A 15,479-nucleotide genomic window follows, 5' to 3' on the forward strand; every position below is an offset into this window, starting at 1 on the left:
GTCTGGCTCCCCAACCGGAAAGCGAGACATGAAACAAGTCACATTGCCCGATGGAGAACGCGTCCCGGCGCTCGGCATGGGCACGTGGAACATGGGCGACCGCCCGGCCGCGCGCGCAGAAGAAATCGCCACGTTGCGCCTGGGCCTCGACCTGGGCCTGCGCCTTATCGACACCGCCGAGATGTACGGCGAGGGCCTCTCCGAAGCCTTGATCGGGGAGGCCATCGCCGGGCGCCGCGACGAGGTCTTCCTCGTCAGCAAGGTCTACCCGCACAACGCGACCCGGCGCGGCATTGCCGCCGCGTGCGAGCGCAGCCTGCATCGGCTTGGCACCGACCGCCTCGATCTCTACCTGCTGCACTGGCGCGGCAGCGTGCCGCTCGAAGAGACCGTGCACGGCCTGCAGGCCCTGCAGCGCGAAGGCAAGATCCGCCATTACGGCGTCAGCAACCTCGATCTGTCCGACATGGAGGAACTGTGGGAGGTGCCCGGCGGCGATGCGGTCGCGGTCAACCAGTTGCTGTACAACCTGAGCCGCCGTGGCATCGAATGGGACCTGCTGCCGTGGCTGCGCCAGCGCCGCGTGCCGGTGATGGCCTATTCGCCCATCGAGCAGGCGCGGCTGCTCCGGCACCCGAAGCTCGTCGGCTTTGCGCGCGAATGCGGCATGACGCCGGCGCAGGTCGCCCTGGCATGGCTGCTGGCCGGCGACGACATCATCGCCATCCCCAAGACCGGGCACCGCCGGCGGCTGAAGGAGAACGTCGGCGCGTTGTCGCACACGCTCACGGCTGAGCAGCTCGCCGCACTGGACGACATCTTCCCGCCGCCGAAGGGGCCGCGCGCGCTGGAGATGCTGTAGCGCTTTAGCGCGAGTTCGCCACGTAGCGTTCGTGTTCGACGTAGCCGGTGAGGTAGACGCGCGCTTTCTCGCGGGTGTCCTGCGTGACGCGGTCGGAGGCCCGGCGCGCGCCCGACGACGACATCTGCGTGCTGAGGTGGTCGCGGAAGGCGTCGTGCATGGCACTCAGGTCGCCTTCGCACGCGCTCAGGGCCGCTGAGACGACCGACTTGGCCTGGGCCGTGCCGGGGATGCCGTCTGCGGCGCGGCGCTGGACGCAGTCCATGTATTTGGCACGCAGCGCCTGCCAGCCGTTGTCGGCTGCGGCTGCGCTCGTGGTGTCTGTGAGGGCGGCGTCGGCGTGTTGCTGGGGCGTGCGTGAAGCGCACGCGGCAAGCAAGGCGAACACGATCAGAGGCGAGTAAAGGCGGGCGTCTTTCATGACATGGACTTTACTGCACGGCCACGCCCGCTGCGTAGTGCCGAAGTCGGCATTGGCTCACGCCGGTAACATTTGGAAACGAAAACGTGGCGGAAGGCTGGGCCGGATGTGAGGCGCGTTCGCTGGGGCTGATCTTCGTGCCGAACAATCGCGGCGCCCGGCGCACAAAAACGCAATTCGCTGCCGCGTCGTGGTCGGTGAACGGTACCATCGCCCGCACCGCTGCTTCTAAGCTTGATGCCGTGCAAGCGGGTTGGCGCGCCGGTCGGCCCGTTGTCTGCTTTCGGCGTTCACTCACTCAGGAGCATTTCATGGCCCTTCGGGATTTCAAGGTGCTGACTTTCGACGTCGTCGGGACGTTGATCGATTTCGAGGGCGGCATGCTCGCCTACCTGCGCCGCGCCGTGCCCAACAGCACGGTGACGGACGATGCGTTCCTCGCGGCGTATCGCGCAGCCCGCAAGCGCGGCCAGACGGAGTGGTACCCCGATGACCTCGTGCCGTGCTGGCACATCGTCGCGCAGCAGCTTGGGCTGCCCGATACCGATGCGCTTGCCAAGGGCTTTCGCGATTCGGTGGCCGAGTGGCCCGCGTTTCCCGACTCGGTGGAGGCCCTGCAGCGCCTGCGCAAGCGCTTCAAGCTCGTGACGATGACGAACGCGCAATCCTGGGCGCTGGCGCATTTTCAGCGCACGCTGGGCTCGCCATTCGACCTGCTGCTCTCGTGCGATGACGCGCTGTGCGAAAAGCCCGACCCGCGCTACTTCGCCTACGCGCGCGGCCGCTACGAAGGCGCCTGGGGCTACAGGCAGGCCGACAACCTGCACGTGGCGCAGAGCCAGTATCACGACATCGGCATCTCCAAGCGGCTTGGCATCGCCACGTGCTGGATCGAGCGTCGCCATGGCATGCCGGGCTCGGGCGGCACCATCGAGTCCGAACACACCGTGCCGGACTATCACTTCCACACGCTGGCGCAACTTGCCGATGCGGTGGAGGCTGGCCAATGAAGCCCGACGCCGTCGTGGAGCCCGTGGCGGACCTGCTGCCCGAACTCGTCGCCCTGCGCCGCGACCTGCATGCCAACCCGGAACTCGCGTACGAGGAACACCGCACCGCGGGCATCGTGGCGCAGTCGCTGCGGGTGCTGGGGCTCGAGGTGGAAGAGGGCGTCGGTGGCACCGGCGTGGTCGGCACGCTGCGCGGCGGCCGGAGCGGCCGCAGTGTCGGGCTGCGTGCCGACATGGACGCGCTGCCGATGGTGGAACTTGGCCGCGCGCCGCATGCCAGCCGCGTGCGGGGCCGGCACCATGGCTGCGGGCATGACGGCCACACGAGCATGCTGATCGGCGCCGCGCGCCAGCTTGCCCGCACGGGCGTCGATGGCACGGTCCGTTTCATCTTCCAGCCCGCCGAAGAGGGTCAGGCGGGCGCGCGCCGCATGATCGAAGACGGCCTGTTCGAGCGCTTCCCGTGCGACAGCGTCTATGCCTTGCACAACTGGCCCGACCTGCCGCTGGGCCACGCACAGACGCGCCCCGGCCCGATCATGGCGGCCGCCGATCGCTTCGACATCACCCTGCGCGGACGCGGCGGCCATGCCGCGCAGCCGCACCACACGCCCGACGCCATCCTCGCCGCCAGCCAGCTGGTGGCGCAGCTGCATACGATCGTGTCGCGGCGTATTGATCCGGGCGAATCGGCGGTGCTGTCGGTCACGCGCATCGAGGGCGGCCACAGCCATAACGTGCTGCCCGCCGAAGTGCGCGTGACGGGTACGGTGCGCAGCTTCGATGCGGCTTCACAAGACCGCATCGAAGCTGCGCTGCGCGACACGGCCCACGGCGTTGCGCTGGCCAGCGGCACGCAGATCGACGTCGAGTATCGGCGCTACTACCCGGCCACGATCAACACGGCAGCCGAAGCCAAGCTCGCGCTGGATGCGGCGAAGGCGATCGGCCTGCAGGCCGACATGGCGCCGCGCGCGGCGTTCACCTCGGAAGACTTCGCCTTCATGCTGCAGCAAAAGCCGGGTGCGTATCTGTGGCTCGGCCAGGGGCGCGCGGAGCCAGGCCCAGATGGCGAATACCCGCTCCATCATCCGTGCTACGACTTCAACGACGATGCGCTGCCGCTTGGCGTGCGCTGGTTTTGCGAAGTCGCCCGCCGCGCGCTGGCCGCCGTCCCATCCGGTTCCTGAACTGTGGCCATGTGGGATGGCCCCCCGGTATTGCCGCCCTAGAAGTCAGCGACCTTGCCCCAGGCCGAGTGCCTGAAGCGCGCCGGGTCGTAGGGGGCAGGGTCGAAGATCGGCTTTTCACCCGTCACCAGATCGGCAATCAGATGGCCGGCGCCGGGACCGATACCGAACCCGTGGCCCGAGAAGCCCGCGGCCAGGATGAATCCGGGGACCTCCGGGACTTCGCCGATGCCGGGCACGCCGTCGGGCGTGTTGTCGACGAAACCGGCCCAGGCATTGGCGATACCAGCCTGGCCGAACACCGGCAGCAGTTCGACGGCGCGGTCGTAGGTTTGCCTGACCGCGACCGGATCGGGCCGGGGGTCGAGGATCCGCATGCGCTCCATCGGTGTGGGCGCATCGAGCCGCCACCGCGCGAGGGTCTCGTGGCCCGCGCGAATGCCTTCCAACCCGCCGGGGAACACATTGCGCCAGCGCTTCGCGAACATCGGCAGGAACTGCGGCGCAAAGCGCAGCAGCTGCGCCGTCGGGTCGACGCGTCCGCGCCCGCTGATGGCGAGGTTGTAGCTGCCATCGCTGCGGCGGGTGATGGACACGCGCGCCGTATGCAGGGCGTCGGGCACCGGTTCGGTCACGCCGGTCACCCGCACGATGGACTGGCGAACCGTTGCCTGCGGAAAGCGGATGCCCAACTGGCGGCAGAACGACGAGGCCCATGCCCCGCCTGCAAATACCACGGTGCGCGTCTTGATGGTGCCCGCTTCGGTGACGACGCCGCTCACGCGGCCGCCCTCCACCTCAATGCCCCGCGCGGCGCAGTTCTGGTGCACCGTGCCGCCGAGTTTCATGAGCGCCGCTGCGACCGACGGTGCCGCCTTCGCCGGGTCGGCCGTGCCGTCGCTCGGTGAAAACACGCCGCCCTTCCACGTGCGGCCCGTCAGACGGCCCCGCTCGGAGGCCTCGCGGCTGCTCAGCATGTGCGTGGTCACGCCGGCCGTCCTGGCGAAATCGCGCCACTTCGTCCAGCGCGCGAGTTCGTCTTCGTCGTTGCTGAGATAGAGCAGGCCGCAGCGGCGGAAACCCGTGTCTTCGCCGGTGTCTGCGGCAAATTGCTCCCACAGTTCAAGGCTCTTGGTGGCCATCGGCAGCTCGCGCGCATCGCGGTTTTGCTGCCGGCACCAGCCCCAGTTGCGGCTCGACTGTTCGGCGCCGATGCGGCCCTTTTCGACGACGGCCACCGACACGCCGCGCCGGGCCAGGTAGTAGGCGGCAAACACGCCGATGATGCCGCCGCCGATCACGACGACGTCGGCTTGCGCTGGCAGGGAAGAGGCGCTCTCGATGAGACGCAGCGGCTGGGACATGGATGGCTCTCCTCGCTCTTTCAGGCTTGCGCGTTTTGCACCACGTAGAACTTCGCCACGCGCTGCGTGCTCTCCCACCCGATGGGCGCGCCCTGCGGCACGAAGATGGCGTCGCCGGTGCTCACGGTGACTGCGTTGCCGTCGGGGCCGGCAAATTGCACAACGCCATCGAGCACGTACATGAATTCATTCACCGGATGCGGGCGGACGATGCGGTGGTAGGGCGTCGAGTCCCAGGTGCCAGCGCGGTATTGCGTGGGCTCGTCGGTGAAGACGTTGTCGCTGCGGCATTGCGGGGAGGGCCCGAGCAGCACCTCCGGGGCCGGGCCGCCGGACGGCTTGAAGTCTGCATCTGCGCGCAGCGGGATGAGAGCCGGCGACGTGGGCGCGTTACCCGCGGCGGCGCAGAACACAAACCGGACGCCGGCAGCAGCCTCGATGCGCACGGCCGTGCCGGCGGCGATCACCGCGCCGGCGCCCGCGCCGATGACGTGCCGCGCCGAGCCCGGTGCGCTGAGTGTGAGTTCGCCCTCCACGACGGCGAGTGTCTCCGTATGGGGATAGCTCGCGACGTCGCGTTGGCCAACAAAGCTGGCGCGGCCGGCGCTCATTGCATTCGGGCCCTCCCAGGCAATCTCGCGGCCTTGCGCGAACGGGTCTTCGGCGCTCAGTGCCGCTTGCCGGAATGCGGTCGACAGGGGCGCGCCATCGGCGCGGTGCAGCATCAGGGCAGTGCTCATGCGGATTCTTCCTCACCGTATCGAAGAATGGCCTGGCTTTCGCGGTACGCCTCAAGGCCTTTGACTGGAGTCATTGCAACATAGAGTTGCGAGGCGCTTGTCACGAAATGCCGCATCGATCATGAGGAAGCTGCTGTTTTGAAACGGGTTGCCAGCATGGCGTGCTGAGCGTGCGAAAGGCCTGCATGAGCGCCCGTTCCCGGGTGGCGAACGCCGTACGGAAAGGGCCGGTGTAACGCCGGCCACGGCGATCGCGGCGAACGGCAAGCGGCACCCTCGTGCGCCCGCCAGCGTCAGGTACGTGGCATCAGCGCTGGTTGGGAAACAGCCGCTCGATCGGGCAGTACGTCTTCACGAACGGCGACTTGATGACGATGTAGCTGAAGTACTTGGCGATGCCGATATTGCGCTCCAGTAGGCCCTCGATGACTTCCTGGTAGTGGTTGACGCCCCGCGTGATGAAGCGCAGCAGGTAGTCGTAGCCGCCGCTGAGCAGGTGGCATTCGAGCACCTCGTCCACGTCTCGGATGGCGGCTTCGAAGCGCGCGAAGGTTTCGCGGTGGTGGTCCGACAACGTGACTTCAGTGAAGACGGTGAGCGTGTCGCCCAGCTTCTCCATGCGGATGTGCGCGCCGTAGCCCGAGATATAGCCGGCCTGCTCAAGGCGCTTGACGCGGATGAGGCAGGGGCTGGGCGAGAGGCCCACGGCGTCCGCCAGATCCACGTTGGTCATGCGGCCGTTCTTCTGCAGCTGCGCGAGGATGCGCAAGTCCAGGCGGTCGATCTTGAGAGCTTCGGTCATGGCGGTGGCGCGTGCGTGGAAGATGGATCGATTCTGCGGCAGCCAGCGTCTCTTGTGTCAGGTTGTTGCGTCAAACGAGCGCCGCGCGTACGGCCGGCACGGCCAGCACGTCGTCGAGCGTCGTCTTCAGCCGGGTGAACAGTTGCGCGAACTCGTCTTCGGTATACGTCAGCGCGGGGGCAAAGCCGAGGATGTTGTCGCCGAACGCCCGGAACACGATGCCGTTGCGATAGGCAGCCGAGGCAATCAGATCCGGCAGGCCGAGGCTCGCGTCAAAGCCGCGTTTGGTGGCCTTGTCGCTCACCAGTTCGAGCGCGCCGAGCAGGCCACGGTGGCGTGAATCGCCCACCAGCGGATGCGCCAGCAGCGCATCGAGCCCCGCCGCAAAGCTGGCCGCACCGCGCTGGCCGTTGGCGAGGATGCCGCCTTCCTCGTACAGCCGCAGCACTTCCAGCGCGACCGCCGCGCTTACCGGGTGGGCGGAATACGTGGCGCCGTGGCCGATGGGTGCGCCGGCGGGTGCGCCGTCGGCAATGCCGGCATAGATCTCGTCGGAGATCATCGTGGCGCCCATGGGCACGTAGCCGGCGGTGAGGCCCTTGGCCATCGTCATGACGTCGGGCTCCACACCCTCGGCATCGCACGCAAACATGGGGCCGGTGCGGCCAAAGCCGGTGATGACTTCATCGACGACAAACAGGATGCCCAGCTCGCGCGCGGCATCGCGCATGGCCTTGAGCCAGCCCTTGGGCGGCACGATCACGCCGCCCGACCCCTGGATCGGTTCGCAGAAGAACGCCGCGACGTTGTCGGCGCCCAGCTCGGCCACCTTCGCACGCAAGGCAGCCACGGAGCCGGCGATGATGCCTTGCGCATCCGCTGGGTCGGCCGCCCGGTACGGGTTCGGCGACGGGATGTAGTGCTGCGTGGCCAGCGGCAGGTCAAAGCCGCGATGAAACGCGGGCAGCGCCGTCAGCCCCGCGCCCGTCGACGACGAGCCGTGATACCCGCGTTCCAGCGCAATGAAGTGCTTCTTCGTGGGTTTCCCGATCGCGTTGAAGTACTGCACGATGAAGCGCACGGCAGCATCCACGGCTTCGGAGCCGCCCAGCGTCAGGTACACATGGTTCAGCGAGCGGGGCGCGATCTGCACGAGCTTCTCGGCCAACTGGATGGCGGGCTCGCTGCTGAAGTGGAAGTAGCCGGTGGCGTAGGGCAGGCGGCGCATCTGCCCGGCGGCAGCCTGCACCACGCTTTCCTGGCCGTAGCCGACGTTGACGCACCACAGGCCGGCAAACGCATCGAGCAGTTCATGGCCGTGCGCGTCGGTCAGCCATGCGCCCTTGCCGGACGAAAGCACGGTCGGCCCGCGTTGCTCGTGCGTGCGCCACGACGCCACGGGGTGGATCAGATGGGCACGGTCAATGGCATCGAGCGAGGCAAGCTGGGGCAGATCGGTTAGCTGGGTCATGGCGGAGTCCGTGCGTGCGGGAGAGCAATCGATGGACTCAAGAGTAGGCCGTGGTGCCCACGGCTTGGTGCTGCTTTGCGGGCAGGAAACGCACTGTGCTGCTGTTGTTCGGGCAGCGGCAGCACATCGTGCCGAGCGTCGTTTCCCGCCTCGTTTCAATAGCCGCGCGTGCGGTCCACCAGCCCGAGCAGGGGCTCCCCGGCGGCCAGGCGGCGCAGGTTGTCGATGACTACGGCTGCCGCAGAAAGCGGCTGCGTCATGCTCGCGATGTGCGGCGTGATCTGGATGCGCGGGTGCCGCCAGAGCGCATGTCCGGACGGCAGCGGTTCGGGGTCGGTCACGTCGAGCATGGCTTCGCTGAGCCTGCCGCTGTCGAGCGCGGCGAGCAGGTCATCGCTCACCAGCTGCGGGCCGCGGCCCACGTGCACCAGCATGGCGCCTTGCGGCAGCTGGGCGAACAGCGCGGCGTTCAGCATGCCGCGCGTGGCGTCCGTCAGGGGCAGCAGGCACACGAGGATGTCGGTGCGCGCCAGGAACGCCGGCAACTCTGCCTGCCCGGCAAAGCACTGCACGCCGTCGATCGCATGGCGGGAGCGGCTCCAGCCCGCGCAGTCAAAGCCAAAGCCGCTCAGTTGTTCGAGCACCGCCTGCCCGAGCGAACCCAGGCCCAGCACGCCGACGCGGCGCTCGCCCGCCTGACGCACCGGCAGCGGCCGCCATTGTCCGGCCGACTGCTGGCGCCGATACGCGGGAATGTCGCGGTGCAGCGCAAGGACGGCATGCGTGACGTACTCCACCATGCCGCGCACGATGCCGGGCTCGACCATGCGCACGACCGGCAGCGTTGGCGGCAGCGCGGCGAAGTTGAACTGGTCGACCCCGGCGCCCGATGAAAACAACACTTCGAGGTTCGGGAACTGCGCGGCGATATCGGCCGGTGGCTCCCACGCGGCAAGAAAGCGCACCTTGTGCGGATCGCCGATGTCGGGCCAGATGCGGAAGTCGATGTCGGGCGCGTGCTGGCGAAAAACCTCGGCCCATTGCTGGCCGCGCACGGGGTCGGACTTGTAGAGGAAGGTCGTGGTCACGGAGAAGCGTCTGTGCAATGTGGAGATCAGCCCACCGCCTGGGCGACGATGGCAACCAGCGCGGCCGCCCCGGGCGGCGTTGACAGCGGCGCGCCGCGCACCATGGTGGTCGACGTATCCACGCGCAGCAGGCCGATGCTCTCGAGCCATTCGGCCAGCCCGCTGTCGAAGTCGATGTCGATGCGCGTGAAATGCCCCGCGTTGATGCCGGCCAGATGCGCAATCAGCGCCTTGGCACTCTCGGCGTCGGGCGCCACGACGGGGCCGATCGCATGGCCGCGCCCGAAGCGGCGCAGCATGGCGAAGCCGCGCGGCTCGCCGTCGTCGTCCAGCACGACGCAGGCGTCGGCGATGGCGAGCAGGTCGTCGATCAGCGCGTCGCGGGGCATGCCGCGCGCCTGCGCGTCGAGCCGGCGCAGCGTTTCGGCTTCATTGGTGCCAGCCGGCCGCAGCCGCCAGCCCGCGGGCAGCGCGATCAGCGGCGTGGGTTGCGCAATGCCCTGGTGCTGGCGGATTTCACCGGTACGCACGAAACCGAGCCGCTCATACAGGCCACGCCCTTCGGCCGTGGCGTGCAGCAGCACGGTGTGGTCCTCCAGGCCATCGAGCAATGCGCTCATCAGGCGATGGCCGACGCGCCGGCCCTGACAGGCGGGCGTGACGATCACCAGCCCGATCGTCGCGTGGCGCGGGCCCCAGCGCCAGCGCTGGGCCGTGGCGATGATCTGTCCGTCGCGCTCGGCCACGAAGCCTTCGGCGTGCGCAAACATCTGGGCCCAGTCGGCAGGGCGATGCGGCCAGCGCTGTTCTTCGGACAGCGCGTGCGCCGCGGTGAGATCGTCGGCGGTCATGGGACGCAGCACCACGCCGTCGTCGGCGGCGGTGGTCTGGGTGGACGCAGGGGAGCTGAGCATGGAGGACGCCTTCTGAAGGTGGGCATAACACGCTCTCATCTTGGACGACATCGCGCCGCTGGGCCAGATCGAATTGGGGTTTGCCCGCAATTTGCAAGCATCGTCTGCCGAGGGTGCGGGTTTCGCAATTCGATGCGGTGGCGGCCGGCGTTACGAACACAAATGCCGGGCCATCCTGCCTAGCATCAATAACCTCCATCCGATATGGGTGCCCGGCTGCGGCACCTCCTCATCCTGTGCCGATCTTCAACCCTGAAACCATCCGCGTGCCTTCGGGCCATTTCATTGGCGGCGAGCATGTCAGCGACGCCCGCCACACCGGGGCGCTTGCCGTGCGGCGGCCGTCCGATAACGCGGTGCATGCCGATTTGCCGATGGCCGATGCCGACATGGTGGACATGGCCGTGCAGAACGCCTGGCAAGCGTGGGGCACCACCGACTGGGCACGCCGCGCGCCGCGCGAGCGGGCCCGCGTGCTGCGCCGCTGGGCTGATCTGATCGACGCGGACGTGGCGCATCTGGCGCCGCTGGAAGCCGTGTGTTCCACACGCCCCGTGCGCGATGCCGTCGCCTGGGATGTGCCGTTCACCGCCGAAGGCCTGCGCTTCTTTGCCGAATACGCCGACAAGCTCGGCGGCGACGTGGCGGCCACGCGCCACGATCATCTGGGCATGGTCGTGGCCGAGCCTTACGGCGTGGTGGGCGCGATCACGCCGTGGAATTTTCCGCTGGTCATGGTGTCGTGGAAGGTCGGTGCGGCGCTGGCGGCCGGCAATGCCGTCGTGCTCAAACCATCCGAGCTGACGCCGTACTCGGCCATCCGGCTCGCCGAACTGGCCGTGCAGGCCGGTGTGCCGGCCGGGCTCTTCAACGTGGTGCAGGGCGATGGCCGCACCACGGGCGATGCGCTCACGCGGCATCCGCGCATTGCCAAGATGACGTTTACCGGTTCGACACGCACCGGTGCCGCGATCATGGCGACATGCGCGTCGCACGGCCCCAAGCCCGTCACGCTGGAGCTGGGCGGAAAGAGTCCGCAGCTGGTGTTTGATGACGCGCCGCACATCGACCGGCTGGCCGGCATCATTGCCGGCGCCATCACGGGCAATGCGGGGCAGGTCTGTGTGGCGGGGTCGCGCCTGATCGTGCAGCGCGGCGTTGCCCAGGCATTGATCGACCGCATTGCGGCGCGCTTTGCGGCGCTGCGGCCGGGTGCCACGTGGGACGACACGGCCACGCTGCCGCCCATCATCTCTGCCGTGCAGGCGGCACGCATCCAGGACATCGTCGATCGCGCCAAGGGCGCCGGCGCGGACGTGCGCTGCGGCGGCGGCCTGTTCGACGGCGGCCCCGGCGGGGCGTATTACCAGCCAACGCTCATCGAAGGCGTGCGCGCAGACAACCCCGCCGTGCAGGAAGAGATCTTCGGCCCGGTGCTGACCGTGCAGACCTTCGACGACGAAGAGGAGGGCCTGGCCCTGGCCGCGCACGAACACTACGGCCTGGCCGCCGGTGTGCACACGGCCGACATCGGACGCGCGCTGCGCGCCATGCGCGGCATTGCGGCCGGCACGGTCTGGATCAACCGTTACGGGCGCAGCGCCGATTTCGTCATCCCCACCGGCGGCTATCACCAGTCGGGCATCGGCAAGGATCTCGGCCGGCAAGCCGTGGAGGCCAACCTGCGCTTCAAAAGCGTGCTGATCGACTTTGCTGCAGCGCATTAGCAGTGCGTCCGGCACACCGGCGGTGCAGACCGCATGGCATGCCGCGAGCGCCATCGCAAACAGCAGCTTTCTCACGTGAGGCACCGCAATTCCCTACAACGCGTGCGGGCCTGCATGCTTCAATGATTTCGTCATAACCCTGTCGCACAGACCGCATCAGTGCACCGACCCTGAGGATCACCGCCATGACCTTCCGACCCAAGTACATCACGTTCGATTGCTACGGCACGCTCACCCGTTTCCGCATGGGCGAGATGACGCGCGAGCTGTTTGCCGACCGCATTCCGGCCGAGCACATGGAGCAGTTCATTGCTGACTTCACCGCTTACCGCTTCGACGAGGTGCTGGGCGACTGGAAGCCGTACGAGGTCGTGCTGAAGAACGCCGTGCGCCGCCTGTGCAAGAAATGGAAGATCCAGTATTTCGATACGGACGGGCAGGCCTACTACGACGCGGTGCCCACGTGGGACCCGCACCCCGACGTGCCGGCCGGCCTGGCGAAGGTCGCCAGGGAAATCCCGCTGGTGATCCTGTCGAACGCCGACGACGCGCAGATCCAGAAGAACGTGGCAATGCTGGGCGCGCCGTTCTATCGTGTCTATACCGCGCAGCAGGCCCAGGCCTACAAGCCGCGCCTGAAGGCCTTCGAATACATGTTCGATTCGCTCGGCTGCAACCCGGAAGACGTGCTGCACGTGTCGTCCAGCCTGCGCTATGACCTGATGTCGGCCGACGATCTGGGCATCGTCAACAAGGTGTTCGTCAATCGCGGCCACGGCCCCGGCAACCCGGCGTACCGCTACACCGAGATCCAGGACATCGGCGGCCTTGCCGGCGTCGTGGGTCTGTAAGCACGACGTGCCTGACCGCGCCATGACCTCCATGAAACTCGACTCCTACTGGAACGACTCGGTGCCCGCGCTGGCGCTCGATCCGCACGATCTGCCGGCGCAGGTGGATGTGGCGATCGTGGGCGGCGGCTTCACGGGGCTGTCGGCGGCCCTGGCGCTGGCGCGGCGCGGTGCCAGCGTGGTCGTGCTGGAGGCCGGCAGCACCGTGGCCGTCGAAGCCTCGGGGCGCAACGGCGGCCATGTCAACAACGGCCTGGCAGTCGATTACGCCGAGCTGGCCGGCAAGGTCGGCGTGGACCGGGCGCGGGCCTGGTATCACGCCTACGACGCGGCCGTGGACACGGTGGAGCGCATCGTCCGCGAAGAAGGCATCGCCTGCGACTTCCAGCGCAATGGCAAGCTCAAGCTCGCCACCCGGCCGTATCACATGGATGCGCTGCAGCGCAGCGCGGACCGGCTCATTGGCGACGGCGTGGACCTGGACGTGGAGATTCTCGATGCCGCCCGCGTGCGCGCCGAGGTGCAGAGCGAACGCTTCCACGGCGGTTTGCTGTACAAGCGCAGCGGCCAGATGCACATGGGCCGCTTCGCGCAAGGCCTGGCCCTGGCAGCGCAGCGGCAGGGCGCGCAGATCCACACGCGCACGTGCGTGCAGCGCCTTGAGCGCGTGCAGGGGCAGGTGCATCGCGTGCATACCTCGCGCGGCACGGTGCTGGCCAGCCAGGTGCTGCTCGCCACGGGGGCTTCGCGCCACGGCGGCTACGGCACGTTCGGCTGGCTGCGTCGGCGCATCGTGCCGATCGGCAGCTTCATCGTCACCACGGAGCCGCTGGGCGCGGAGCGCGCGCACGCCTTGCTCGCGGCGCGCCGCACCTATGTGACGGTGGCGAACATCCACCATTACTTCCGCCTGACGCCCGACCACCGCCTGGTGTTTGGCGGCCGCGCGCGCTTTGCGGTCTCCAGCCCGCAGCAGGACGCCATGAGCGGCGAGATCCTGCGCAGCGGCCTGGCCGAGACGTTTCCGCAACTGCGCGACGTGCGCCTCGATTACTGCTGGGGCGGCCTCGTCGACATGACGCAGGACCGCCTGCCGCATGCTGGCGAGCGCGACGGCCTGTTCTATTCGATGGGCTACAGCGGCCACGGCACACAGATGTCCGTGCACATGGGCGAGCGCATGGCCGCGGTGATGGCCGGCGATGCCTCCGCCAACCCGTGGCGCGATCGCGGCTGGAGCGCCATTCCCGGCCACTTCGGGCCGCCGTGGTTTCTGCCCGCCGTGGGCATGTACTACCAGCTCAAGGACCGGTTCGCCTAGCCGCGCACCCGCCTGTATTCCGATTACAAACAACGCAGTGTTCGCTGTTCCCACATCAGATCCATCAGGAGCCCCACCATGAGCGACCGCCGTAATGAGTTCGAGAACCTAGTTGGCCCCAGCGAAAGCCTGCGCGTGATGGAGTCGCTCAAGCGCGGTGCCTCGCGCCGCGACGTCCTGAAGATGCTGATGGCGGGCGGCATGCAGGCCACGCTGGCCGGCAGCCTCGCGGGCACGGCCGTCAATGTGTACGCGCAGACGCCGCGCCGCGGTGGGCGCATCCGCGTGGCCGCCGCCACCGCCGCCGCGACCGACACGCTGGACCCGGCCAAGCAGTCGAACCAGAACGACTACGTGCGCTGCAACATGGTCTACAACGGCCTGTTCGCGCTCGACGGCAGCCTCACGCCGCGCCCGGCGCTGGCCGAGTCGTACCAGACGGCGGATGCCAAGACGTGGGTGATGACGCTTCGCAAGGGCGTGACCTTCCATGACGGCAAGGCGCTGTCCCCGGCCGATGTGGTGTATTCGATCATGCGCCACAAGAACCCGGCCACGGCATCCAAGGCCAAGGTATTGGCCGACCAGATCGACAGCGTGAAGGCCACGGGGCCGAACGAGGTCACGGTGGTGCTGACGGCACCGAACGCCGACCTCCCCGTGATCCTGGGCACGTTCCACTTTCACATCGTCAAGGACGGCACGACGGACTTCAACGCCGGCATCGGCACCGGCCCGTACAAGATCAAGGAATTCAAGCCGGGCGTGCGTACGCTCGTGGTGCGCAACGAGGGCTACTGGAAGCCTGGCAAGCCGTACCTGGATGAAATCGAGTTCGTCGGCATTGGCGACGACAGCGCGCGGGTGAATGCGCTGCTTTCCGGCGGGATGGACCTGGTGGCCTCCGTCAACCCGCGCGCCGTGGCCCGCGTGAAGGGCACGCCGGGGTATGCGATCTTCACCACGCAATCGGGCCAGTACTCCGACCTGATCATGCGCAAGGATACGGGCCCGGGCACGAACGCCGACTTCGTGATGGCGATGAAGTACCTGTTCGACCGCGAGCAGATGAAGAAGACCATCGCGCTGGACCACGCCGTGCTGGCCAACGACCAGCCGATCGACCCGACCAACCGGTTCTACTTCAAGGAGCTGCCGCAGCGCGCGTTCGACATCGACAAGGCGAAGTTCCATCTGCAGAAGTCGGGCGTGACGGGCAAGGTCCCGGTGGTGACGTCGCCCGCGGCCATGTATTCGGTCGAGATTGCGCTCGTGCTGCAGCAGACGGCCCAGCGCATCGGGCTGGACCTCGACATCAAGCGCATGCCGGCCGATGGTTACTGGTCCAACCACTGGCTCAACAGCCCGGTCGGCTTCGGCAACGTCAACCCGCGCCCGAGTGCGGACACCATCCTCACGCAGTTCTTCAAGTCCGACGCGGCGTGGAACGAGTCGCGCTGGAAGAGCCCGAAGTTCGACCAGCTGCTGACCAGCGCACGCGCCGAGACGGACCTCGCAAAGCGCAAGCAGATGTACGCCGACATGCAGACCATGATCCACGACGAGGCGGGCATCGGCATTCCGATGTTCCTGGCGAGCATCGACGGCCATTCGACCAAGCTCAAGGGGCTGGCGCCGATTCCGCTGGGCGGCCTGATGGGCTACGCATTTGCCGAGAACGTCTGGCTGGACGCCTGACGGACGGTGCGGTGCGGCGT

General features: G+C 67.9%; 14 protein-coding genes. 7 read left to right on the forward strand and 7 right to left on the reverse strand.

Annotated features, from left to right (window positions below):
* Positions 1-28: 28 nt before the first annotated feature.
* Entirely contained in the window at positions 29-862 is an 834-nt protein-coding gene (locus KHN96_RS19190) for an aldo/keto reductase (protein WP_062738440.1), read from the forward strand.
* A gap of 4 nt (positions 863-866) precedes the next feature.
* Here KHN96_RS19190 and KHN96_RS19195 read toward each other — a convergent pair whose 3' ends face one another.
* A complete protein-coding gene (locus KHN96_RS19195; protein ID WP_062738441.1) occupies positions 867-1,283 on the reverse strand; it encodes a hypothetical protein in 417 nt (138 codons plus the stop codon).
* A 311-nt stretch (positions 1,284-1,594) separates the two neighbouring features.
* On the opposite strand from KHN96_RS19195, the gene KHN96_RS19200 reads away from it, so the two are divergent.
* Both KHN96_RS19200 and KHN96_RS19205 read left to right on the forward strand, forming a co-directional pair.
* Entirely contained in the window at positions 1,595-2,293 is a 699-nt protein-coding gene (locus KHN96_RS19200) for an HAD-IA family hydrolase (protein WP_045787060.1), read from the forward strand.
* Complete coding sequence (locus KHN96_RS19205; protein ID WP_062738442.1) at positions 2,290-3,483, forward strand: amidohydrolase; 1,194 nt, start codon at positions 2,290-2,292, stop codon at positions 3,481-3,483. Before KHN96_RS19200 ends, KHN96_RS19205 begins: the two co-directional genes overlap by 4 nt.
* Before the next feature lie 38 nt (positions 3,484-3,521).
* Here the strand turns inward: KHN96_RS19205 and KHN96_RS19210 are convergent, their stop codons facing one another.
* The 6 genes from KHN96_RS19210 to KHN96_RS19235 all read right to left on the reverse strand — a co-directional run bounded on the left by KHN96_RS19210 (position 3,522) and on the right by KHN96_RS19235 (position 9,862).
* A complete protein-coding gene (locus KHN96_RS19210) occupies positions 3,522-4,847 on the reverse strand; it encodes an NAD(P)/FAD-dependent oxidoreductase (RefSeq protein WP_062738443.1) in 1,326 nt (441 codons plus the stop codon).
* A 20-nt stretch (positions 4,848-4,867) separates the two neighbouring features.
* Positions 4,868-5,587, reverse strand: coding sequence for a cupin domain-containing protein (locus KHN96_RS19215; protein WP_062738444.1), 720 nt, complete (start codon positions 5,585-5,587; stop codon positions 4,868-4,870).
* A gap of 307 nt (positions 5,588-5,894) precedes the next feature.
* Complete coding sequence (locus tag KHN96_RS19220; RefSeq protein ID WP_045787056.1) at positions 5,895-6,389, reverse strand: Lrp/AsnC family transcriptional regulator; 495 nt, start codon at positions 6,387-6,389, stop codon at positions 5,895-5,897.
* Between the two features lie 70 nt (positions 6,390-6,459).
* Complete coding sequence (locus tag KHN96_RS19225; RefSeq protein WP_062738445.1) at positions 6,460-7,860, reverse strand: aspartate aminotransferase family protein; 1,401 nt, start codon at positions 7,858-7,860, stop codon at positions 6,460-6,462.
* Positions 7,861-8,015: 155 nt separating this feature from the next.
* On the reverse strand, positions 8,016-8,948 hold the full coding sequence (locus KHN96_RS19230; protein ID WP_062738446.1) for a 2-hydroxyacid dehydrogenase: 933 nt from the start codon (positions 8,946-8,948) through the stop codon (positions 8,016-8,018).
* A gap of 26 nt (positions 8,949-8,974) precedes the next feature.
* Positions 8,975-9,862 carry a GNAT family N-acetyltransferase gene (locus KHN96_RS19235; RefSeq protein ID WP_062738447.1) on the reverse strand — a complete coding sequence of 296 codons (888 nt, stop codon included), beginning with the start codon at positions 9,860-9,862 and terminating at the stop codon, positions 8,975-8,977.
* 236 nt (positions 9,863-10,098) lie between these two features.
* Here KHN96_RS19235 and KHN96_RS19240 point away from each other — a divergent pair, with 236 nt between their 5' ends.
* The 4 genes from KHN96_RS19240 to KHN96_RS19255 all read left to right on the forward strand — a co-directional run bounded on the left by KHN96_RS19240 (position 10,099) and on the right by KHN96_RS19255 (position 15,459).
* Entirely contained in the window at positions 10,099-11,589 is a 1,491-nt protein-coding gene (locus KHN96_RS19240; protein ID WP_045787052.1) for an aldehyde dehydrogenase family protein, read from the forward strand.
* 185 nt (positions 11,590-11,774) lie between these two features.
* Complete coding sequence (locus tag KHN96_RS19245) at positions 11,775-12,440, forward strand: haloacid dehalogenase type II (protein WP_045787051.1); 666 nt, start codon at positions 11,775-11,777, stop codon at positions 12,438-12,440.
* Between the two features lie 31 nt (positions 12,441-12,471).
* The gene (locus tag KHN96_RS19250; RefSeq protein WP_045787050.1) at positions 12,472-13,761 is read left to right on the forward strand and encodes an NAD(P)/FAD-dependent oxidoreductase; all 1,290 of its coding nucleotides are present in this window, start codon (positions 12,472-12,474) and stop codon (positions 13,759-13,761) included.
* Between the two features lie 78 nt (positions 13,762-13,839).
* Positions 13,840-15,459, forward strand: coding sequence for an ABC transporter substrate-binding protein (locus KHN96_RS19255; RefSeq protein ID WP_062738448.1), 1,620 nt, complete (start codon positions 13,840-13,842; stop codon positions 15,457-15,459).
* Positions 15,460-15,479: the final 20 nt, after the last annotated feature.

The organism is Ralstonia mannitolilytica, from assembly GCF_905397375.1.
GTDB lineage: Bacteria > Pseudomonadota > Gammaproteobacteria > Burkholderiales > Burkholderiaceae > Ralstonia > Ralstonia mannitolilytica.